At 59.0% G+C, this 23,404-nt stretch carries 18 protein-coding genes and 1 pseudogene; 10 read left to right on the forward strand and 9 right to left on the reverse strand.

What is annotated here, in order from left to right; genetic code table 11:
• Positions 1-8 precede the first annotated feature (8 nt).
• The 6 genes and pseudogenes from ACA069_RS22900 to ACA069_RS22925 form a co-directional block, all read right to left on the reverse strand.
• The gene (locus ACA069_RS22900; protein WP_489878802.1) at positions 9-1,253 is read right to left on the reverse strand and encodes a hypothetical protein; all 1,245 of its coding nucleotides are present in this window, start codon (positions 1,251-1,253) and stop codon (positions 9-11) included.
• Positions 1,254-1,305: 52 nt separating this feature from the next.
• Positions 1,306-1,806 (reverse strand): CS1 type fimbrial major subunit, encoded by a 501-nt coding sequence (locus ACA069_RS22905; protein WP_401266407.1) that lies wholly within the window; start codon positions 1,804-1,806, stop codon positions 1,306-1,308.
• A gap of 27 nt (positions 1,807-1,833) precedes the next feature.
• Positions 1,834-2,583, reverse strand: coding sequence for a molecular chaperone (locus ACA069_RS22910; RefSeq protein ID WP_489878801.1), 750 nt, complete (start codon positions 2,581-2,583; stop codon positions 1,834-1,836).
• 43 nt (positions 2,584-2,626) lie between these two features.
• A complete protein-coding gene (locus ACA069_RS22915; RefSeq protein WP_489878800.1) occupies positions 2,627-3,835 on the reverse strand; it encodes a hypothetical protein in 1,209 nt (402 codons plus the stop codon).
• A gap of 3 nt (positions 3,836-3,838) precedes the next feature.
• A pseudogene (locus ACA069_RS22920) lies at positions 3,839-6,361 on the reverse strand (CS1-pili formation C-terminal domain-containing protein).
• 108 nt (positions 6,362-6,469) lie between these two features.
• Complete coding sequence (locus ACA069_RS22925; protein WP_187680221.1) at positions 6,470-6,961, reverse strand: CS1 type fimbrial major subunit; 492 nt, start codon at positions 6,959-6,961, stop codon at positions 6,470-6,472.
• 498 nt (positions 6,962-7,459) lie between these two features.
• On the opposite strand from ACA069_RS22925, the gene ACA069_RS22930 reads away from it, so the two are divergent.
• On the forward strand, positions 7,460-8,035 hold the full coding sequence (locus tag ACA069_RS22930; RefSeq protein ID WP_187680222.1) for a PadR family transcriptional regulator: 576 nt from the start codon (positions 7,460-7,462) through the stop codon (positions 8,033-8,035).
• Positions 8,032-8,817 carry a siderophore-interacting protein gene (locus tag ACA069_RS22935; protein ID WP_497615283.1) on the forward strand — a complete coding sequence of 262 codons (786 nt, stop codon included), beginning with the start codon at positions 8,032-8,034 and terminating at the stop codon, positions 8,815-8,817. The genes ACA069_RS22930 and ACA069_RS22935 overlap by 4 nt, the downstream gene beginning before the upstream one ends.
• Before the next feature lie 180 nt (positions 8,818-8,997).
• Here ACA069_RS22935 and ACA069_RS22940 read toward each other — a convergent pair whose 3' ends face one another.
• Together ACA069_RS22940 and ACA069_RS22945 are read right to left on the reverse strand one after the other, a co-directional pair.
• Positions 8,998-9,642 carry a Pr6Pr family membrane protein gene (locus ACA069_RS22940; protein ID WP_497615284.1) on the reverse strand — a complete coding sequence of 215 codons (645 nt, stop codon included), beginning with the start codon at positions 9,640-9,642 and terminating at the stop codon, positions 8,998-9,000.
• A gap of 1 nt (position 9,643) precedes the next feature.
• Positions 9,644-9,874: a VF530 family protein gene (locus ACA069_RS22945; protein WP_187680225.1), complete on the reverse strand. Its 231-nt coding sequence runs from the start codon at positions 9,872-9,874 to the stop codon at positions 9,644-9,646.
• Positions 9,875-10,175: 301 nt separating this feature from the next.
• Here ACA069_RS22945 and ACA069_RS22950 point away from each other — a divergent pair, with 301 nt between their 5' ends.
• Positions 10,176-11,537 carry a carbohydrate porin gene (locus ACA069_RS22950; RefSeq protein WP_497615285.1) on the forward strand — a complete coding sequence of 454 codons (1,362 nt, stop codon included), beginning with the start codon at positions 10,176-10,178 and terminating at the stop codon, positions 11,535-11,537.
• A gap of 215 nt (positions 11,538-11,752) precedes the next feature.
• The gene (locus ACA069_RS22955) at positions 11,753-14,164 is read left to right on the forward strand and encodes a glucose/quinate/shikimate family membrane-bound PQQ-dependent dehydrogenase (RefSeq protein ID WP_497615286.1); all 2,412 of its coding nucleotides are present in this window, start codon (positions 11,753-11,755) and stop codon (positions 14,162-14,164) included.
• 166 nt (positions 14,165-14,330) lie between these two features.
• Here ACA069_RS22955 and ACA069_RS22960 read toward each other — a convergent pair whose 3' ends face one another.
• Positions 14,331-14,747: a hypothetical protein gene (locus ACA069_RS22960; RefSeq protein ID WP_497615287.1), complete on the reverse strand. Its 417-nt coding sequence runs from the start codon at positions 14,745-14,747 to the stop codon at positions 14,331-14,333.
• A gap of 758 nt (positions 14,748-15,505) precedes the next feature.
• Here ACA069_RS22960 and ACA069_RS22965 point away from each other — a divergent pair.
• From ACA069_RS22965 to lon, 6 genes are all read left to right on the forward strand, one after another.
• On the forward strand, positions 15,506-15,871 hold the full coding sequence (locus ACA069_RS22965) for a DUF6124 family protein (RefSeq protein ID WP_497615288.1): 366 nt from the start codon (positions 15,506-15,508) through the stop codon (positions 15,869-15,871).
• A 252-nt stretch (positions 15,872-16,123) separates the two neighbouring features.
• Complete coding sequence (locus tag ACA069_RS22970; RefSeq protein ID WP_497615289.1) at positions 16,124-17,350, forward strand: hydroxymethylglutaryl-CoA reductase; 1,227 nt, start codon at positions 16,124-16,126, stop codon at positions 17,348-17,350.
• 3 nt (positions 17,351-17,353) lie between these two features.
• Entirely contained in the window at positions 17,354-18,412 is a 1,059-nt protein-coding gene (locus tag ACA069_RS22975; RefSeq protein ID WP_497615290.1) for a mevalonate kinase family protein, read from the forward strand.
• The gene (gene mvaD, locus ACA069_RS22980) at positions 18,409-19,410 is read left to right on the forward strand and encodes a diphosphomevalonate decarboxylase (protein ID WP_497615291.1); all 1,002 of its coding nucleotides are present in this window, start codon (positions 18,409-18,411) and stop codon (positions 19,408-19,410) included. The genes ACA069_RS22975 and mvaD overlap by 4 nt, the downstream gene beginning before the upstream one ends.
• Positions 19,411-19,863: 453 nt before the next feature.
• On the forward strand, positions 19,864-20,238 hold the full coding sequence (locus ACA069_RS22985) for a DUF6124 family protein (RefSeq protein WP_497615292.1): 375 nt from the start codon (positions 19,864-19,866) through the stop codon (positions 20,236-20,238).
• 658 nt (positions 20,239-20,896) lie between these two features.
• Entirely contained in the window at positions 20,897-23,320 is a 2,424-nt protein-coding gene (gene lon / locus ACA069_RS22990) for an endopeptidase La (protein ID WP_497615293.1), read from the forward strand.
• Positions 23,321-23,404: the final 84 nt, after the last annotated feature.

The raw sequence follows: 23,404 nt of genomic DNA on the forward strand, positions 1-23,404 counted from the left end.
CGCCAGACTCAACCCAACTCCGAATCCCAGATCACCGTGACATTGCCCGAATAGTTACGAGCCACACCTTCGTTGAGCATTTCATCCACCGCTTCACGGGCCACCTCGAAATGCAGCGTGCCGACCTTGCGATCCAGATAGAAACCCGGCTGGAACAACTCGGTGCCACTGCCATCGCGCAACAGTCGCCGGCGATTGACTGGCTGCCCTGCGCCATCCGTCAGGCCGTTGGGCAGGCTGACGCTGACTTCCAGCGGCACGGCGTGGCCGGCGGTCGACTCCCATAACGCACAGTTGTTGCCCATGACGTACTGGCATTCCATGTTCATTTTAAAGCGGCTCGACGCCGAGATATTGAAGGTCTGGTCGCGCAGCAGCCGTGTCGGCTTGCGCCCCTGATCCAGCCAGGACTGCCAGCCCCCCACCGGCTCCAGCACCACGCGATTGCCGCCGGGAGGAATGTCGACCTTCATGGTGTGGGTGACCTTCAGATTGAAGTTGAGGGTCAAAATCGAGTCGTCCGGGGTCAACACATCGCCCATGTCGAAGTCCATATTCGGGCCGACGGTGTAGGTGATGGAGCCGGTGTAATCGCCCGACTCCATCTTCAGTGGATCAGGTGTGCGCAGTTCGTAGGCGTAAACGAAATACTGGTAATGCATGCCAATCGGAATATCGAACAAGGCCTTTTTCGAGCAGACACCCGCGCCTTCCGGCACTCTCCAGAAACTGTTGTAGCCATGGTGGCCCGCCGTAGCTATACCAACCCCCAGGCACGGTGCCGGAGCGTAGCTCCAGGCCCCCCCTTCCCATAAATCATCCCACCAACCGCCTCCGGTTATTTCACCGACCGATATCGGGAATCCGGTTTCATGACCAATACCGGCAATCCTTAGCTCGACAACGTGCGTATCACCTGAAGCATGGGTGACGGTGACCGTGCGCCAGTCCGAAGGCACCTTGGCCATCCCCCCCTGACGCGGATCAGCGTGGTTGGCCTGAATCGGCGCCTTGGCCTCGAACGGTATGCGCGCAATCAGGCTAAACAGACCCAGGGACTCGCAAGTTGCAGGCACCTGGCGACAAAACCCCTCGGACGGCGTCTGGTTCTTGAACTGATTTCTCTGCGGGTTGGCAAAATCCGGTTCGAAGGTCGCGTCGATGTTATGCACTTCTGCCGATGCCGCACTGGCAACCAGTGTCAGCAGCAAACCGATCCATGACCGGCAGGCCGGGGCGATTGAAAAGCTCACGGGCGTTCTCCAAAACAGTGTCGATAAAGCCAAGGAAATTTCACGGTCCGACTCACTCGCCCGGCGCCCTGGCGTTGAATAGCAGCAGCACGTTGCCGCTATAGTCCCCGGGGCGGTAACCACCGTCCGGCTTGATCGGATCGATCTGCAACAGAACCCGTTTTCCCGTAGCGGCTTCTTCCTGCGACACCACTTGGCGCGGTGTCGTCTCGGCGCTCAACTGCACCCCGTTGAAGCTCACCTGCAAATAAATTTCCTCACCGGCGCGACCGTTGGACAGGTACGGCTCGGCCTCCAGGCGCGCTTCAATCGCGCTGGTGTCGTGCCGCACATCAAAGTTCTTGCGCACACTGCTCAGACTCGATGTCGAGTGATTCCAGTCGAGCCGCTGGGGCCGGTGAATCCAGTCCGGCTCGGAGGGGATGATGTAGAACGGTCGGCTGGGGATGGTCAGGGACACTTCAAAGGTGTGTTCTTCCCGGGCCGCCCACGCCACGTTGGCTGTCAGAGCCGCCGTGACCATCAGCGCGACAACGGTGCATTGCTTGATCATGTCGGTTACCCGTTGCGTCATTGGAAATCAGGCCTTGCCGCCTGCGACCTTGAGGACTTTCTTATCGCCACCCTCGATCAGGAGAAAGCGGTACTCGCGCCCCTTCTCCTTGTCGAAAGCGAAGGTCTTGCCCGCCAGCAAGTGGTGCTTGGTGGTCGCGCCGCAGTCGGTTTCCTTGTTCACCGCGCAGCTTTTGAACTCGTCGACAATCACCACCGTGTTGCCATCGTTGCGCAGCTCATAACGGCTGTCGGTCTCGGTAATTGCGGTGGCAAAACGCGCATCCTTGGGCCGCACGAAAAACACAATGCCGAACCCGGTCATCACGTTGACCCCGGCTTTCAGCGACTTTTTGTAGTCTTCGCGTTCTTCACCGGTGACGGCGAACTCATCTTCCTTTTCCGGCACCACCGGCACGAAACGTACGCGGAAGTAGCGCTCGCGATCACGCTCGCCCATGTACAGCAAACGCGTGCCCTGCATGCCCTGGGCCGGCACGATCAGCCGCGCGGGGCTGGCCATCAACCCGTTGCGCGAGGCGCCGTCAGCGGCGTTCTGAACCGGGATTTCCTGCGGTGTGCCATCAGCACCGTAGACAATCTCCAGCACGTTGACCTTGACGAACGCTGTCGCGTCGCCGCTGTTGAAGATCCGTTTCAGGTAGGTACTTTTATCGGCATCCAGATAGTCGTATACCGTGCCGACGTTGATCTGCGGACCGGCTTGTGCCGTCAGGTAAAACACGCTGAGCACACCCAGCAAAAAAACACGTTTCATCGGTTTCAACTCCATGAAAAACGAAATGGCCTGACCGGAGTGCTCACACTTCCGAGTCCCAGATAATGGTGATGTTGCCGCTGAGCGTGTCGCTCAGGCCGGGCCTGAAAAGAAAATCGATAGCGTCCCTGGGCATTTCAAAACGCAGTGAGCCGGCCTTGCGGTCGAGATAGACAGTGGGCTGGAAAGGCCCGACCCAAGTGTTGTAAAGCAGCTTGAGCAACTTCACCTCACCGCCACTCGGCCCACCGATTCCGGCGGGCAATGTCAGGAAGGTTTCCACTTCGGTGACGTTGCCTCGCGGGCTGCCTAACTTGCAGCGTGTGCCGCCAGTTGAATCGCACAGCATCATGACTTTGAAGCGCGACGAGGCGGAGATGTAGAACAGCTGGTCGCGGTAGATGCTTGTCGGCTTGCGGCCACTGTCGATCCAGCGCATCCAGCCGCCCTCGGGTTCGAGCATGACTTTGTTGCCGCCCGGTGGCAGATCGACCTTCAGGGTGTGCTGCACGTCGAGGACGAAATCCAGATTGAGAACGTTGTCGTCCGGCTGGATCAAAGACCCCAGATCGAAATCGCCGGCCGGACCGATGCTGTAGACCATCGAGCCGCTGTACAGACCCGACGACATGTTCAAGGGATTGGGTGTGCGCAGCTCATAGGCAAAGTCGAGGTACTCCATAGACATGTGCGGGATGGCGTAAGCGGCGGTTTTGGTGCACGCCCCTTCCTGAGGTGTTTTCCAGAAAAACTGGTAAGTCTTGGGTGTGAGGTAGCCCATACCGCTGTACTGACAGGGAGGCGGCGCATTGACCCAGCTGCTTTCCACCCAGAGCTTGCGATGCGCATCGATGTTATCCACTTCGCCGGTGATCGCGGTGGCAGCATCACTCAGGACATAATTGGAACCAATCCCGGTAATACGCACTTCGACGGTTTCCGTTTCCCCGGTTTCACTGTTCGTGACGGTGAGTTGTCGCCAACTGGCAGGCACCCTGATCTGGATATAGTCCGCCGGCACCAGTGGACGCTGCGCGTTAAAACGAATCGGCAGTTGCAGACTGAACATATTGTTGTCGGCGCACTCGCTTACATGACTTGCGCAGTAACCACTGACCGGTGTCTTGTTGATAAACACGTTTTTGCTCGGTTGCGACGGATCAGGCTGAAACAACGCCCGGATTTCCTGGCTCGCGCCTTCTGCCGATGGCAAAGCCAAAGCCAGTAGCCAGCCACACAGGGACTTGTGCATGGCTCAACCCGCCTTCTGATCGGTGGAGGTCACGTCGGCCAGCGTGTCCGGCGTGCAGCGCAGATCGCCGATCATCAGCACATTGTTTTCACTGCGGTGCTGGTTCGCATCGAGGCGGAACTGGCACAGCAACTGGCTGCCCTGACGCACTTCCAGGGTCGGTGAGCCGGCGTTCATCTCCATCGAGAAGAACCCGTCGACTTCCGTCACCCCACGGCTGGCGTGGTTGATCACATGGTGGCCCTTGAGCGGTTGCCCTTGCCCGTCGACCAGACGACCGAGCACCGTCAGGGTCTTCATCACGCGGATCTTGCGGTACTCCACGCCGCCCTTGTTCAGGTGATAGCGGGTACGCGCCGGTTCAATGGTGGCCGCCGGCACGTGGTTGCCTTCGAAGTCGAAACTCACCGAGCTGTTGCGGTACGCGGTGATCGGAATGAAGTTGCGCCCCGGCTTCAACGCCGCACTGCCGCCGCTGTAATCGTCGGCGCGCAGAGCGATGTCATCGATGTCCGATTCCACATCGACGATCATCCCCGCACCGCGCATCTCGTACTGACTGGTCATGAGCATTTTCTCGCCGCCGACCACCAACGTGCTGTCGACGTTGAGGCCACCGGTGAAATTGCCGTTGTAGGACGAACGCTGAATGAAGGCGTCGCCATTGACCGCATCCGTGCGCCAGTTCGTCAGACTGGACATCCCGACGCCATAGGTGTCGGTCAGCGCGGTGACCGATACGTTTTGCAGTACATGATCCTTGAAGTCCTTGCGCCAGCCGATCGAGCCATTGTTGTCGCGGCTGCCATCGCGGGCCGTGCGCGAACCGATGCTGCCGGTGATCTGCTGACCGGGGGCACCGAGTGCCATGTTGACGCTCAAATCGACGCCGCGATTGCGCGCATCGCCACTGCTGTAACTGCCCGGCCGATCGAACAGCGACAAGCGCCAACTGGCGTCGCTGCCAAACAGTTCGGTGCGTTGGGTCCAGCCCAGATCCATGCCGACGCCTTCGACGTTGCCCTCGCTGTGCGACACCCGCGCGTTGATCGAACTCTTGCTGCTGACGCGATGGTTGAGCGCCAGCGACGAATTGCTGGTCTGGCCGATAAACACATTGCGCGGACGAATCCGGGTGCCGTCCGGCAGGGTGTCGTAGGTGTTGGTGGTGTCGAGCCAGCTGCGGTTGTGGCTGACGACCACGCTGCCGGAACCATAGTTATAGAGGCTTTGCAGATCCAGACCGGTGCCGTAATCCTCGGTCTTGTAGACGTTGGCATACAGGCTGATGTGGTTGGCCAGCGTCCAGTCGATGGACGTGCCGTATTGCAGCTTTTCGCGAATCTGCCGCGCCGACACGCCAAGAATCACCCGTGGATGCAGCAGGTAATTGAGCGCCGCACCGGCGGTGGGGCTGCCGCTGGCCTGAGTGTCCCAGTTGCTCAGCAGTTTGCTTTCCTCACCGGCAAACACGTTGTAGCGCCAGCGGTCGTCGAGGTTGCGCCAGTTGTTGGGCTTGTACACCAACTCCTGGGTGGTGGAGGTGATCTGGCCGTCTTCAATCAGGCGGACTTCCACTTCATAAATGCCACCGGGCAAGGGCCGGGTGTCGAGGGTCTGCAAACCGGCCGGTACCGATTGTGTATTGATCAACAGGCCATCGCGCCAGATTTCCACAGAACCCTGACGGTTGGCGGTGACATAAATCGGATAGACGCTGGGCATCGGGCTGTTGATGGCCAGACTGTCGGAGCTGCCGTACATGACACCGACAGCCGTATCGGGACTGGTGCCGAACGTGCGCGGTTAGCGAGTCAGCCCTTCGGAATTGGGGGTGAAATAGCCCAGGCGGAAAAAACTGCCTTGCAGTTCGCGCTGGGTGTGAAGCTCGTGTACTGCGTGATAAAGCTTGTCATCGGGGCCGCCGAGACGGGCCAATTGCAGGTTCAGCGTCTGGCTCCAGTTACCCAGACTGCCACTGGCCTCAAGGCCGAAACGTCCGCCCAGATCCTGCTCCTGACCGCCATTGAGGTTGAGCTGATTGCGCACCATCAAACCGCTGCTGCCGCCATCGGGCTGTTCGTAATAACGCTTGGCCTCGACGTCGCGCTCGGCGTTTTCAGTGAGAATCGAAACCAGCGAGTTTTCCAGGTTGTAATGCACCGCCAGCACCTGATCGGGACAGGAGCCGGTGCAATTGCCCAGTGGCACGCCGGGCTTGAGAAAAGCCGCCCATTTCTCCCGTTCGGCGGGGCCGAAACGGTTTTCGCTGGTGTCGGTGAATTCCAGCAGGGTGATGCGATCGTCGCGGGACAACACCACCATGGCCTCGCCCAATGGCTGATGATCGAGTTCGACCCGAACCGCCAGAGGTACGTCAAAGAAGTGCTCCTCGAAATCCGCCGGCAAACCTTTGGCCTGAGCCAACAGGCTTCGCGGCGTGGTGCCGGCGGAGTTGGAAGCCACGGCTGCGCTGGCACAAAACAGCAGCGCAAGCGCAGCCGCGATGGGTGTCATCGGGAACATGAACTCTTACTCTGATTACGAATAGTGGAAGTCCGACGGAGCAGAAGGATTGCCTGCCCCGTCGGTGAACGCTGACCTGCGGTCAGCGCTGGGTGCCGGATCGTTCGATCAAGGCGTAACGGCCGGAGGAACGGCGTCGAAGGTCATTGCCACAACACCGGTGTAATCACCCGGGGCGAAGTTAGTGCCAATGGCGCTGATTTTCACCGGCATACGGTAGTTAACGTCCGACTCGGCCTCACCCACTACTTCTTGCGGAGTCAGGGTGAGGGTCTTGTTGTTGAGTTCGACTTTCAAGTCGATGTTGCTGCTGCCCGCGATCAGTTTCGGTGCGCTGTCGAGGCTGGCGTGAACCGAACCGTTGTTGTTGCGCACGTCGAAGAAACCGGTGACTTCGCCCATCTTGCCGGTGCTTGGGTTGTAGCTCATGTCCTGATCCTTATTGACTAGATCAGGATTGGTCGGCACCACGTAGAAGCCGTTGGTCGGAACCTGAGCGACGATGTTGATCGAGTGAGCGGCTTCACCAGCGGCGAAAGCGCCCGAGGAACCCAGTGCCAGAAGAGCCAGAGGAGCAGCGATAGCGATTTTCTTGAACATCGTTCAGTACCTTGTTTTCTTTAAGAGAAGGAGTGATTGAAAGTCCAAGTCAAACGCCAGGGGAGTTGAGCCAGATCAACTTGAACTTTCAATGCCGGAGCATCATCGGCTGTTGCCTCTGGAAAGTAAGCAAGTAACTTCCTATAAGCGCGTAGTTAAACAACCCCATGACCCGCAAGAAAAAAGAACAAAAAATCAATAATCAAAACGATGACTGTAAGTTATTCCCTACATACAGTTTTAGTTGAAAAACCATACAGCAATACGGCCTCGATACAGCGGGCCTTAGTTGCGATTTTAGAATAATCACTCAAGACAAATAGAGTGTTAACTTTAACTTTCAAGTTATCGATGGCTGAAGACTCTCGCGAAAATGCCTATTGCAACATCGGCACAGACCCCCACTCGTCAGCTGGCCGGTACTCGAAGCAAAAACGTCTTGCGCCGGCGTAAAGATATATCTTAAGTTCTATCTAAACGTGACGAGAGAAGACAGAAATGAGAGACCATCATTCCCCCCACCGAGAACACGGCGACGGCCGTGACGGCTTTGAAAAGCGCCCCGGCCGCGAACGCGGCGGCCGTGGGCCACGCGTGTTCGCCCCCGGTGACCTGAAGTTGCTGCTGCTGGCGCTGGTCGCCGAACAGCCCTGCCACGGCTATGACCTGATCCGCCAGATCGAAGGCATGTTCGACGGCGCCTACAGCCCGAGCCCCGGCGTGATCTACCCGACCCTGACCTTTCTGGAAGAAAGCGAACTGATCACAGGCGATGCCGAGGGCGGCAAAAAACGCTACAGCGTGACCGACGCCGGGCGCCTGTCCCTGAGCGAGCAAGCCGTAGCCCTCGACGGCGTGCGCATGCGCATCGACGTCAGCAAACGCTCTTTGCGTGGCCATGACCGGCCGCCGGAAATCCACGAGGCGGTGCACAACTTGCGCCACGCCCTGCAACTGCACCACGGGCGCTGGAGCCCGGAAGAAATCCAGCGCGTGCGTGACCTGCTCAACGACACCGCCAAAGCCATCGTCGACGGCCCAGCCGTTCAACCTGCCCCGGAGAAAGCCGAATGACTGCAGTCGATACCCAAACCATTCACCGCGTGACACACGAAATCAAACGCCGTCGCCTCGAAGTGTTGCGCGTGGTCGATATCACCCCGCGCATGCGCCGCATCACCCTCGGCGGGCCGGAGCTGGCCGGGTTCATCAGCCTCGGCACCGACGATCACGTCAAATTGCTGTTCCCGCAGAACGCCGAACAAACGGCCGCGCTGGAAACCATGGTGCTCGGCAGCAAGAACGATGGCCCGACACCCGAGATGCGCGACTACACCCCGCGCCGCTATGACCTCGACAAACTTGAGCTGGACATCGACTTCGTCCTGCACGGCGATGGCCCTGCCTCGACCTGGGCGGAACAGGCCGCACCTGGGCAGTTCCTGCACATCGGCGGCCCACGCGGCTCGATGATCGTGCCGGACATCTTCGACAGCTACCTGTTGATCGGTGACGAAACCGCCCTGCCCGCCATCGCCCGCCGCCTCGAAGGCCTGGCGGCCAATCGCAAGGCGCTGGTGGTGATCGAAGTGGAAAACGGCGCCGAGCAGCAAGCGCTGGAGAGCGCGGCGCAGGTCAATGTGATCTGGGTATTGCGCGACGGCGGCAAGGACAACCTGCTGACCACCGTCAAACAGTTGCAGGTGCCCAAAGGCAATCTGTATGCGTGGGTGGCGACAGAGACCAAGGTTTCGCGGCAGATCCGCCGGGTGTTGCTGGATGAGCATGGACTCGATGAGAAGCTCGTCAAAGCCGTCGGCTACTGGCGCGCCGAGGGTTCTGAAGAAGAGGAATGATATCCCCTGCTTTGTACAAACCAACTGTGACTGGGGACTATTGTGGTGAGGGGATTTATCCCCGATGGGCTGCGCAGCAGCCCCAACCCGGCACCTCGGTGAATCAGGTAAATCGCGCTGGCAGGTATCAGGGCTGCTTCGCAGCCCATCGGGGATAAATCCCCTCGCCACAGTTTTCAATCAACTGTGCAGTTGAGGCCGAGACCAGCGATCGAGGCCAATCACCGCCAACCCAATCACCACAAACCCCACCAATATCCCCCCGGCATTGATGAACACCTGTGGATAACCCAGCACCGACACATCAATGAACGGATACGCATACGCCCCCAGCACATGCCCGCGCAGCAAGGCATAAGCGAAATACGCCAGCGGATAAATCAGCCACAGCGGCAGATGCCAAAGACGCAAGGTGCCTTTGGGTACGCAACACCACCAATAGCCCAGAAACAGCAACGGCATCACGTCGTGAAGCAATTCGTCAGCGATGAATTGCCAGCCTTCGGGGTGCCATAAATGCCGCAGCAAAAGGCTATACGCGACCCCGACCACCACAATACTCACCGCCACCCCACTGCTCACCCACGGTTGCAAAAACCAGCGGCGCGCGGCGGATTCACGCAGCGTGACGGCGCAGGTCAGCACCGTCGCCACCAACGTGTTGGTCAACACCGTGAAGTAACTGAAGAAACTCACCAGGCCGCCCAACAGACTGGCGCCGACACTCAAACGCGCGAAGAAAATCAGGTACAGCTGAATGGCCAGTCCCGCCCAGCCAAGCATGGCGGCGAGGATGATCAGGCGTCGGCGCCATACGGCGTCCATCTCAGAGCGGTCGCTTGGTGCGCATCAGTTTCACGTACAGACGCTCGACCTTCTCCCGCGCCCACGGAGTTTTACGCAGGAACGTCAGGCTCGACTTGATGCTCGGATCGCTCTTGAAACAACGGATGTCGATGCGCTCGGCCAACCCAGACCATTCGTAATGGGCCACGAGAGCGGTGAGGATCTGTTCGAGGGTTACGCCGTGCAGCGGATCGGGGGATTGTTCGTTCATGCCAGGCCTTTGGACGAAGTGAAAATGCAGAAGCCGCGCACCTTAGCCGAGGGGGTGATCGGGTGGAAGGCCTTGCATCAAATGTAGGCCAACCCGAAAAGATCGCAGCCTGCGACCAGACCCGCAATGCGCCCGTTTGCCGCACTGTTACCAAATCCGAAACTGTTCATGTCAATAAAACCCCTTTGTCTTTTTGTTACAGATCATTATCCTGCCGCCTTTCCGCTGAATCGCTTCACTGCCTGCGTCAAATCGTAGCGGTCAGCTCATCCCCAAAAAAAGATCAAGAAAGACCCCTTTTATGCCCGATTTTCCGTTCTTCCGAGACAGCGCTATCTCATCCCTGCGCGTGATCGGCGGCTGCACCGCCCTTGGCCTCGCCACCTGCGCCCACGCGGCTCCCGCGTTCGACAGCGAATCACCGTACATGCTCGGTGACTGGAACGGCACGCGCACCGAACTCTCGGAAAAAGGCTACGACTTCAAACTCGATTACACCGGCGAAATGGGCAGCAACCTGCACGGCGGCTACGACCACGACCGCACCGCACGTTACAGCGACCAGTTCGGCCTCGGCACACACCTGGACCTGCAAAAGATCCTCGGCTGGGACGACGCCGAGTTTCAACTGACCATCACCAAACGCAGCGGCAACAACATCAGCAACGACCGCATCAACGATCCCCGCGTCGGCGGCTTCACGTCTGCTCAGGAAGTCTGGGGCCGTGGCCAGACCACGCGCCTGACGCAGATGTGGTACCAGCAGAAATTCTTCGATCAGAAACTCGACATCAAGGTCGGCCGTTTCGGCGAAGGCGAAGACTTCAATACCTTCCCGTGCGACTTCCAGAACCTGGCGTTCTGCGGTTCGCAGGTCGGCAACTGGGTCGGCGGCATCTGGTACAACTGGCCGGTCAGCCAGTGGGCCATGCGCGTCAAATATCACCTGACGCCGGAGCTGTACGCACAGGTCGGCGCCTACGAGCAGAACCCGTCGAACCTTGATCGCGGCAACGGCTTCAAACTCAGCGGCAGCGGCACCCAAGGCGCGATCCTGCCGGTGGAACTGGTGTGGACGCCGAAGCTCAACGGCCTTCCGGGCGAATACCGCGCCGGTTACTACTACAGCAACGCCAAGGCCACTGACGTCTATAAAGACAACAATGGCCAACCGGCAGCGCTGAGCGGCGAAGCCTACCGCAGCGCGTCGAGCAAACACGGCGTGTGGTTCGGTGCCCAGCAGCAGCTCACCAGCATCGCCAGCGACAACAGCCGTGGCCTGAGCGTGTTCGCCAACGCCACGATGCACGACAAGAAGACCAACGCCATCGACAACTACGTCCAGGCCGGCCTCACCTACAAAGGCCCGTTCGACGCCCGCGCCAAAGACGACATCGGCTTCGCCCTGGCCCGCGTGCACGTCAACCCGGCCTATCGCAAAAACGCCGAAGCGAGCAACCGGGCCAACGCGGTCTACGACTACGACGATCCATCGTTCCTGCCGCCGCAAGACACCGAATACAGCGCCGAACTGTATTACGGCGTGCACGTGACGAACTGGCTGACCGTACGCCCGAACCTGCAATACATCCGCCATCCGGGCGGCGTGGACAAGGTCGATGACGCACTGATCGCGGGGCTGAAGATCCAGTCCTCGTTCTAGAAAACCACTGAGATCCAATGTGGGAGCGAGCCTGCTCGCGAAAGCAATTTCAACTTCACCTAAGAAGTCGACTGACACACCGCTTTCGCGAGCAGGCTCGCTCCCACATAAAATTCGTTAGCTAAACAAGTTTTTATCTGAACCATGCCCACGCCAAATCGTCATCTAAAGTGACTACAGCGCGGGACTACATAAACGTCACGGAGATTCACACTATGAGCACCGTAAGTGCTTCGAGTCGGGGCCGTCTGCTACCGGGCCTGCTCGGCATTCTGCTTCTACTGATGGGCCTGGCCATGCTGGCCGGGGGAGTCAAGCTGAGCATGCTCGGCGGCTCGCTGTACTACCTGCTGGCCGGTATCGGCATCACGCTGACCGGCATTCTGATGCTGCTGCGCCGTCGCGCGGCGCTGGGCTTGTACGCCATCGTGCTGTTCGCCAGCACTGTTTGGGCCTTGTGGGAAGTCGGTCTGGACTGGTGGCAACTGGTGCCGCGTCTGGCGCTGTGGTTTGCCCTCGGTTTCGTGATGCTGCTGCCGTGGTTCCGTCGTCCGCTGCTGCTCGCCGGCCCTGCGCCAATGGGCACCGGCGGTCTGACCGTGGCGGTGGTTCTGGCCGGCGTCACGGCTCTGGCCAGCCTGTTCACCCACCCGGGCGAAACTTTCGGCGAACTGGGCCGCGACACAGCCGACATGACCAGCACCGCGCCAGCCATGCCTGATGGCGACTGGCAGGCCTATGGTCGCAGCGAATTCGGTGATCGTTATTCCCCGCTCAAGCAGATCACCCCGGCCAACGTCGGCAAGCTGCAAGAAGCCTGGCGCATCCAGACCGGCGACCTGCCGACCGCTGATGACCCGGTTGAGCTGACCAACGAAAACACCCCGCTCAAAGCCAACGGCATGATCTACGCCTGCACCGCGCACAGCAAAGTGCTGGCACTGGACCCGGACACCGGTAAAGAACTGTGGCGCTTCGACCCGCAGATCAAGAGCCCGGTCGGCTTCAAAGGCTTCGCCCACATGACCTGCCGTGGCGTGTCGTACTACGACGAAGCCGCTTACGCCAAGTCTGAAAATGCGGCCTCCGCCGTGATTTCCGAAGCTGGCAAAGCCGTTGCTCAGGCCTGCCCACGTCGTCTGTACCTGCCAACCGCTGATGCGCGCCTGATCGCGCTGAACGCCGACACCGGCAAAATCTGCGAAGACTTCGGCAACAAAGGTGTGGTTGACCTGACCCAAGGCATCGGCCCGTTCACCGCCGGTGGCTACTACTCCACCTCGCCGGCCGCGATTACCCGTGATCTGGTGATCATGGGCGGTCACGTCACCGACAACGAGTCGACCAACGAGCCATCGGGCGTGATCCGCGCCTACGACGTGCGCGACGGTCACTTGGTGTGGAACTGGGACAGCAACAATCCCGACGCCACCGAACCTTTGGCCCCAGGCGAAACCTACAGCCGTAACTCGGCCAACATGTGGTCGCTGGCCAGCGTCGACGAAAAACTCGGCATGGTTTACCTGCCACTGGGCAACCAGACCCCAGACCAGTGGGGCGCCGACCGCACCCCGGGCGCCGAGAAATTCAGCGCCGGTGTTGTAGCCCTGGACCTGGCCACCGGTAAAGTGCGCTGGAACTACCAGTTCACCCACCACGACCTGTGGGACATGGACGTTGGCAGCCAGCCAACCCTGCTCGACATGAAAACCGCCGACGGCGTGAAACCCGCGCTGATCGCTCCGACCAAACAGGGCAGCCTGTACGTCCTCGACCGTCGTGACGGCACGCCGATCATCCCGATCAAGGAAATCCCGGTACCGCAAGGCGCCGTGAAAGGCGACCGCACCGCACCGACCCAGGCCCGTTCGGACCTCAACCTGCTGGCCCCGGAACTGACCGAAAAAGCCATGTGGGGCGCGAGCCCGTTCGACCAGATGCTGTGCCGCATCCAGTTCAAGGAACTGCGTTATGAAGGCCAGTACACCCCGCCGTCGGAACAGGGCAGCCTGATCTACCCGGGTAACGTTGGCGTGTTCAACTGGGGCGGCGTGTCGGTCGATCCGGTTCGCCAGATGCTGTTCACCAGCCCGAACTACATGGCCTTCGTCTCGAAAATGGTGCCACGCGAGCAAGTCGCCGCCGGCAGCAAACGCGAGAGCGAAACCGCTGGCGTGCAACCGAACACTGGCGCGCCATACGCGGTGATCATGCACCCGTTCATGTCGCCATTCGGCGTACCGTGCCAGGCCCCGGCCTGGGGCTACGTCGCCGGTATCGACCTGACCACCAGCAAAGTCGTGTGGAAACGCAAAAACGGCACCAGCCGCGACAGCTCGCCAATCCCGATCGGCTTCACCCTGGGCGTGCCTAGCATGGGCGGCTCGATGGTAACGGCCGGCGGCGTCGGCTTCCTCAGCGGCACCCTCGACCAGTACCTGCGCGCCTACGACGTCAACTCCGGTAAAGAGTTGTGGAAAGCGCGTCTGCCGGCTGGCGGCCAAGCGACCCCGATGACCTACACCGGCAAGGACGGCAAGCAATACGTCCTGCTCGTTGTCGGCGGCCACGGCTCGCTGGGCACCAAAATGGGTGACTATGTGATTGCGTACAAACTGCCGGAATAAGATTTAGCGGCGGTAAAAAAGAAGGCGATGTCTCGTGAGGGACATCGCCTTTTTTGTGCCATACAGTTTTTTGAATTCACTGGTAAGACTGCGGGAGGGCCTGCGCAAGCATCAATGTTTACAGTTAAAGGTGACTGACACAGAACCTCTCAACTCACCATCTTTGTTAGTCTCCAAGGGAGTGTTTGACATTGCGCGTAGTTATCTCGAACCTACCCAGAATATCCCTAATGCGTTCTTCCTTATCTTCAGGTATATGGAAGGATCCCTTGTAGCATTGAGTCTGCGCATCAAAGTTAAAGTCGAATGACTCACATGTTCTTGTCTCTATGTTTTCATTGCCTGATCCAGATCTGAAGGCAACGAATAAAATAGCGAACTCATATGGCAACGGGTTATGTTTCACCGTTAGGTAGAGCAATGTAAATTCGCCAATGTCATCCGTGTTCTCTCTACCGATACAGTGATAATTCTCGCCATCATCATAAATACTGAGATAGTTCGCTATGAAATCAGGCCGACCTTGGATCTTGGCATTGAAAAACCCCGTAAAGCTGGACGTTACCATCTGCTTGCTTTCCATATTCGGCTCCATCGAATTGCAAAGTGAGGAGTAATCATGCTGATTTAATTACAAGTGCGTAACTGTCATACCTGACAGTCCTTTAGATCATCTGATTCTTAAAGAGCAAAAAGCGTATAACTTTTCCTCTCGCGGTCATCGAAATGGTTTGAGCGCTATGGCGATATTTTTCCCGACGGAACGCAAAGTATCCTGGACTGAATTCCCACGCAGATGCGTGGAAACATAATCAGAAAAACTAGCCACCTTTCCCCTCTTTTTTCAAGCGCGCCTGTCGATCATCAATCGCTTTGCGGCAAGTTCAATCGAGCGAAAATTTCAACTTCCTCGTTGCCGGGATAGATAGGTCGATAACCGAAGAAATTACCCTTGGGGGAATACGCACGTATGACACATTTAAAAGATCGCAGTCTGCGGCGGCTCCTACAGGGGCATTGGGGAAGTCCTACAAAGAGGGCGTTTGGCGGGAGATTTCCGACAACTCGCGTCGGTTGTGCGTCGGAAATGGGATGGATAGGCTCGGTGAGTCGCTGCAAATTCAGCGATGGGGCGTCGCGGCCCGATAACTGATGCATAATCGCCAACCTGACGGCACCTCGGTGCCCGTTGTTTGTGTCATGGCGGCTGTGCGCGGGATACCGTCCTTGGAGGTATGCCGATTTCTCAGTTATCGGTCCGCGAACCCGCGTACAGCTGCCACCTCAGATTGCGTCGCGGCAATCGAAGGCAGCTCCACTTTCACCAACTGAGTATTCATCATGAAAAAGCCAACACCCAATCCGCCAGAAACCAACGACACCTCGCCCTACCAATCCCCCGATTCAAAGAAATTCCACGAAGCCGCCGAACGCGCCCTCGACCACTACCTCAAACCCAACGCGCTCACCTTGCGGTTCCACAAACCCAGCACCATGTTCCAGGTCGCGCCCGATCAAGACAGCGAAAGCCTGCTGGTACATGCCTGCGAATCCCTGGCACAAGCCAGCCTCATGACCAGCGACATCGCCGCCTACATTGACCTCCCGCAACGGCGCACGATTTTGGCGATCCAGCAGATCATCATGCTCGCCGAACTGGCCGTGAACCGCGTACTGGATAACCACGAAATCCCCGCAAAAACCTGACAATTTGCCCGTAAAAGCTGCCGCAGGCTGCGATCTTTTGACGTTGGTTCGAGAGGTTCATGGCCTGCTGCACTTCTGGATCAGCCTGTCCCTGCCCAGCATTTTTCATCGTTAACCAAACCACTTAAAAAACCGTGCTTGATCGCCAATCGGTCTAGAAACCCTGTCAGGTCTAACAGTAGTCGCTGACGTGATGCGCATGCATGATCGACGCAGTCAAAGCCTTCCATTGAATTGCAGAGCGACGACGTCATGGCACACACCCGTTTTGACCATCAGTGGATCGATGCTTTGATTAAGGGCGAACTGCGCCTGCATCAGTTGCCCGCCCACCTCCCCCCAGAAGAAGCCGCTCTGATTCGGCGTGAGGCCCTGCAACACATCGTCGGTGTGTCATTGCGCAGCATCAGCCAGTACACGCCGAACGTTCCCGCCGCCAAGTGCGAGAACTTTATCGGCGCCATCCAGGTGCCAGTCGGTGTCGTCGGCCCGCTGTTGATCAAGGGGCAGGCCACCTGCGCCCAGGAACTCATCTATGCACCGCTTGCCACCAGCGAAGGCGCACTCATCGCCAGTGTGTCCCGTGGTTGCGCCGCGTTGCATGCGGCCGGCGGCGCTGTGGTGCGCAGCGAGGATATGGGCATCACGCGCGCGCCGGTCTTCCGCTCCAACGGCATCGTGCAGACTCAAGCATTTCTGCTGTGGATCAGCAGCCATTTCGATCAGGTCAAACAACTCTGCGAGCAGGACAGTCAGCACCTCATCCTGCTTGATATCGTGCCCGCCATCGTCGGCACGTCGATTTACCTGCGCTTTCGATTCCACAGCGCTGATGCCATGGGCATGAACATGGCTAGTATTGCGTGCGACCGGGCCATCACCCAATTGATCAGCCCCGCCACGGGCGTACCGTGCATCAGCATCTCAGGCAACTATTGCACCGATAAAAAGCCGTCGATGGTCAACTTCATCAACGGTCGCGGTCGACGCACCCACGCCGAAGTTCACCTGAGCGCCGACATCCTGCGCGACATTCTGAAAACCGATGCCGACGCGCTGTGTGAATTGCAATACCGCAAAAACCTGTTGGGTTCGACCATGGCCGGAATGATTGGCGGTAACGCCCATCACGCCAATGTCCTCGCCGCGTTTTTTATCGCCACCGGTCAGGATTTGGCGCAGGTGGCGGAAAGCGCGATCGGCGTCACCTGCCTTGAAGCTCGCGCACATGGCGCGATGTACGCATCGATTCTGCTGCCTGACACACCGCTGGGAACCGTCGGGGGCGGCACGGGACTGAGCACCCAGCGTGAAGCCCTGGCCTTGATGGGAATCGTGCCCGGGGAGAAGAAACCTGGAGTCGATACCCAACGGCTGGCCGAAATACTCGGTGCGCTGGTATTGGCCGGCGAGCTGTCGATCATGGCAGCCCAGGCCTCTCACCAACTGGTGCAAGCCCATGTGCGTCTTGGGCGGTGAACAATGACTGTGGTCCACGCGCGCACCCCGGCCAAAATCATGTTGATTGGCGAACACGCAGCGCTTCACGGCTGCCCTGCGCTGGCCGTTTCTGTAGGTTTGTATTGCAACGTTTGGGGATGGCCGAGGGCAGACGAACAGATCGAGGTTCATCTGCCTGACCTGTCGCTGCACCAGCATTACAGTCCCGCCGCGCTGATCGACTACACCCGCAAAGTTCGACAGGCCTGGCAGTGTTTTCAGAAAAGCCCTTCAGTGCAGGCCTTTACCCAGGTCAACGACGGCGATCGTAGTCACTTGGTGAAATGTGCTTTGGGTGAGTGCCTGCTCAGGCTTGATCCGCAAGCACGGTGCGGTTTTTCCGTGCGGGTGGAATCGGCTATCCCTGTCGGCGCAGGATTCGGCAGCTCCGGCGCCCTTGCGGTCGCGTTGACGGCGACCTTACAACGCCTGTTCAAACGTTCAACCGACTTACAGACGCTGGATCGGCTGGCAATGACCCTCGAACGCTACGTGCACGGTCAGCCGTCGGGCATTGATCACAACGTCAGCCTGTACGGTTCGATCATCGAACGACGATCCGGCGTGAACGATACCTTCGAGTTCGCTTCATGGCCCGCGACAGCGCTGAGCCTGCCGCAGGACCTCAAGCTGTACCACACCGGTACGGCCCGCGAGAGCACCGGCCACGTCATCGCCGCCACCCGCCATCGACTCGAAGGTGCGGACAATCCATTGTTGGCGAGCATGCGCCGCAACGCCGAACGCTTTTGCAAGCTCATGCAGCAACAAAGCCCCATACCGCAAACCCTCAAAGCCGTGCTGCGCGACTATGAACTCGATCTGGAAACACTTGGCGTGGTACCCCGGCCCATCGCTAAAGTCGTCCGCGCGATAGAACTCGCCGGCGGCGCAGCAAAAATCTGTGGCGCAGGCGCGCTCTCAGGCGATCAGGCCGGCGCCATGCTGGTCGTCGATGCTCCACAACTGCCGGAACTGGCACGCTATCGGCGAATCGACGCGCCGCTGGCAGTCGGCGGCCTCGAGCTAAGCGAGCAATGAAACCCATCACCGTTTCATCACCGAGCAATATTGCGCTGATCAAATACTGGGGCATGCGCGATGAGCGACAGACACTTCCGAACAACGCCTCGCTGTCCATGACGCTGAGCCGCTGCGTCAGCCTCTGCACCTTGGCCTCTCCCGGCACGGGCAGCGCAGACGAAATTCTCTGGCAAACCGCTGACGGGGTATTGATTCCCGCCGAGCCACACCTGCGCAACGGTATCGAATTCCATCTGCACCAATTGCGTCAGTACTTCGACGATTGGCAACCGCTGCGCATCGCGACCACCAATCGCTTCCCGACAGGTGCCGGCATTGCCTCGTCGGCGGCTGGCTTCAGTGCATTGGCTCTGGCGTTTGCGCTCAAATGCGGACTGGATCTTGATGATCCACAGCTCAGCCTACTGGCACGCCTGTCCGGATCGGGCTCGGCGGCACGCTCGATAATCGGAGGATTCGTCCAGTGGCCCGGTAATCCTCAAGACCCGTCGGGACCCGCGCAGCAACTGGCCGACGCGCAGCACTGGCCCCTGTGTGACTTGATTGCCGTGGTCGATGCCCGCCAGAAAAAAGTCAGCTCCCGACAAGGCCACCACATCGCACCCACCAGCCCTTTTTACTCCACGCGCTTGAACCTGCTGCCAGCACGCTTGAACGACGTACGCCTCGCGATCCTGACTCGGGACTTCAATGCCCTGGCCGATGCGGTTGAACGCGAAGCCGTTGAAATGCACATGATTGCCATGACCTCGCAGCCTCCGCTGTTTTATTGGCAAGCGGCGACGCTCGCGCTACTGGAGCGCGTTCGACAATTGCGCAACGAGGGTCTACATGTCTGCGCTACGGTAGACGCCGGTCCCAATGTGCATGTCTTGTGTACCCCACGGGACGTGCCGGCGGTCTTTGCCGCGCTGCGGCGATTGCCGGGTATCGAGCAGTGGATCTTCGATCATGTCGGCAACGGCCCCCGCAGGTTGGAGCAGCATTTGTTCTGAAGTCGCCTTTTAACTGCCGTTCGTCCTGCCGAAGCGGGCATCCCCATCTTGCGAATCAATCGCTGCAACAAAGCTCCGTAATCACGCTACAGCCTGCATGAACCTACAGGGGGATTGGGGACGTCCTACAGAGTGGGTAATTGGCGGGAGATTTCCGACAACTCGCGTCGGTTGTGCGTCGGAAACCGGGTGAATAGGCTCGGGGGTCGCTGCAAATATCAGCGAACGGGCGTCGCGGCCCGAGCAGTTCATTCGATTTGATGCATAATCGCCGGCCCAAACTGGAGCGCCCAAGTGCTTTTCATTTGGTTTGATGGTGGCTGTGCGCGGGATACCTTCGGGTATGCCGAGATTGCCGAATGGCTCGGTCCGCGAACCCGCGTACAGCTGCCACCCTCTGTCGCGTCGCGGTGATTGAGAGTGATAGCCCCACTTATCATTCGGAGTTTCACCATGAAAAAGCACACACCCAATCCACCAGAAACCAACGACACCTCGCCCTACCAATCCCCCGATTCGAAGAAATTCCACGAAGCCGCCGAACGCGCCCTCGACCACTACCTCAAACCCAACGCGCTCACCTTGCGGTTCCACAAACCCAGCACCATGTTCCAGGTCGCGCCCGATCAAGACAGCGAAAGCCTGCTGGTCCACGCCTGCGAATCACTGGCACAAGCCAGCCTCATGACCAGCGACATCGCCGCCTACATTGACCTCCCGCAACGGCGCACGATTTTGGCGATCCAGCAGATCATCATGCTGGCGGAACTGGCGGTGAACCGCGTGCTGGATAACCACGAAGTTTCCCAATCCCCAACACACAGCTGAAAAGCCCCTCACCCTAACCCTCTCCCAAAGGGAGAGGGGACTGACCGAGGTGTTTGAAAGAAGTACGCCGACGTGAAATACCGAGGCGAACTCAGATTTTGAAAAGCCCACAAATAGGCCTCCTCTCCCTAGGGAGAGGGCTGGGGTGGGCAAACCCACCACGAAACAAAAGCCAAGCGAGCGCTCCTCACCACTCAACAGGATGAGCGTTAGCTCGGCTGCAGCTTTTGACGTACCGGCCCCTTCGGCAGGCTGAGTGAAGGTGTTCATCCGGGGGTAGGCGCGCAGCGCCGTTCGACGAAGTCGAACACATCGAGAGGAGGTGCAGCGAAGCAAACCGGAGGCGATGCCCCCGGATGAGCACCGTAACGAAGGAACCCCGAGCCCCAGCGAGCGGGCCGAACGCCGGGGCCCAGCGTTTTGGTTACTTTTGGGCGTCTGCAAAAGTGACTCGCTGTAAAAGCGAAACCGCCAGCAGCGGCACCGCAAAAACGGATATACCCCCAAAACCCCAAGAACATGGTCGGCCCAAAGGCCGCCAAGTCCAAAGCGTTAACCCTGTCAAAACCCTGAACACACAACCAGAAACACCGCCCCCCATTGAAACCACCCAAGCCCTGCCCCATCTAAGACCCATACCCCATTGTGCAGGTGCCCCATGAGCGACCAGCAAGAATTCCCCGATAACTCCGACGACTACACCGAAGCCAGCGAAGATCACATCGAACACACCGCCTCCGGCAAAGGCCTCGCCCTGCCCGGCCAGAACCTGCCGGACAAGGTCTACATCATCCCGATCCACAACCGCCCATTCTTCCCGGCACAAGTCCTGCCGGTCATCGTCAACGAAGAACCCTGGGCCGAAACCCTCGAACTGGTCAGCAAATCCGAACACCACTCCCTGGCCCTGTTCTTCATGGACACCCCCCAGGAAGACCCGCGCCACTTCAACACCGACGCATTGCCGCAATACGGCACCCTGGTCAAAGTGCACCACGCCAGTCGCGAAAACGGCAAACTCCAATTCGTCGCCCAAGGCCTGAGCCGCGTACGCATCAAAACCTGGCTCAAACACCACCGCCCGCCGTATCTGGTCGAAGTCGAATACCCGCATCAGCCCACCGAGCCGACCGACGAGGTCAAGGCCTACGGCATGGCGCTGATCAACGCGATCAAGGAACTGCTGCCGCTCAACCCGCTGTACAGCGAAGAGCTGAAAAACTACCTCAACCGCTTCAGCCCCAACGACCCGTCGCCGCTGACCGACTTCGCCGCCGCCCTGACGTCCGCCACCGGCCCCGAGCTGCAAGAAGTGCTCGACTGCGTGCCGATGCTCAAGCGCATGGAAAAAGTCCTGCCGATGCTGCGCAAGGAAGTCGAAGTCGCGCGCCTGCAAAAAGAGATCTCGGCGGAAGTTAACCGCAAGATCGGCGAGCATCAGCGCGAGTTCTTCCTAAAAGAACAACTCAAAGTCATCCAGCAGGAACTCGGCCTGACCAAGGATGACCGCAGCGCCGACCTTGAACAGTTCGAACAGCGTCTGGAAGGCAAAGTCCTGCCGGCGCAGGTGCAAAAGCGCCTCGAAGAAGAAATGCACAAGCTGTCGATCCTCGAAACCGGCTCGCCGGAGTACGCGGTCACCCGCAACTACCTCGACTGGGCGACCTCGGTGCCGTGGGGCGTGTACGGCGAAGACAAACTCGACCTCAAGCACGCACGCAAAGTCCTCGACAAACACCACGCCGGCCTCGACGACATCAAGGATCGCATCCTCGAATTCCTCGCCGTCGGTGCTTACAAAGGCGAAATCAGCGGTTCCATCGTGCTGCTGGTCGGCCCGCCGGGCGTGGGTAAAACCAGTGTCGGTAAATCCATCGCCGAATCCCTCGGACGACCGTTCTACCGCTTCAGCCTCGGCGGCATGCGCGACGAAGCCGAGATCAAGGGCCACCGCCGCACCTACATCGGCGCGCAGCCGGGCAAACTGGTGCAGGCGTTGAAAGACGTCGAAGTGATGAACCCGGTGATCATGCTCGACGAGATCGACAAGATGGGCCAGAGCTACCAGGGCGACCCGGCCTCGGCGCTGCTGGAAACCCTCGACCCGGAGCAGAACGTCGAATTCCTCGACCACTACCTCGACCTGCGCATGGACCTTTCGAAAGTCCTGTTCGTCTGCACCGCCAACACATTGGATTCGATCCCTGGCCCATTGCTGGACCGGATGGAAGTGATTCGCCTGTCGGGCTACATCACCGAAGAAAAAGTTGCCATCGCCAAGCGTCACCTGTGGCCGAAACTGCTGGAAAAGGCCGGCGTGTCCAAGGGCAGCCTGAGCATCAGCGACAGCGCCCTCAAGGCCTTGATCGACGGTTACGCCCGTGAAGCCGGCGTGCGTCAGTTGGAAAAACAACTGGGCAAACTGGTGCGCAAAGCGGTGATGAAGCTGATCGACGAGCCGAAAGCGGTGATCAAACTCGGGCCGAAAGATCTGGAAGCCTCGCTGGGCCATCCAGTGTTCCGCAATGAACAAGTGCTGTCCGGCACTGGCGTCATCACCGGTCTGGCGTGGACCAGCATGGGCGGCGCCACATTGCCGATCGAAGCGACGCGGATTCACACGCTCAACCGTGGTTTCAAACTCACCGGGCAACTGGGTGATGTGATGAAGGAATCGGCGGAGATCGCTTACAGCTATGTCAGCTCGAACCTCAAGCAATTTGGTGGAGACGCGAAGTTCTTCGACGAAGCCTTCGTCCACCTGCACGTGCCAGAAGGCGCGACACCAAAGGACGGCCCGAGCGCCGGCGTGACCATGGCCAGTGCCCTGCTCTCACTCGCGCGTAATCAAGCGCCGAAAAAAGGCGTGGCGATGACCGGCGAGTTAACGCTGACCGGGCATGTGCTGCCGATTGGCGGGGTGCGCGAAAAGGTGATTGCGGCGCGGCGGCAGAAGATTTTCGAACTGATTTTGCCGGAGCCGAACCGTGGCAACTTCGACGAATTGCCGGAGTATTTGAAGGAAGGTATTACCGTGCACTTTGCCAAGCGTTTTGCGGATGTGGCGAAGGTGTTGTTCTAACAGCGTATGGAGCGTGATCATTTTTCATATGATCACGCTCTGAATCCTCGCCGTGAGTCAAAAAAATCTTAGAATCTGTCAACT

It is taken from the genome of Pseudomonas sp. LBUM1652 (genome assembly GCF_059716105.1).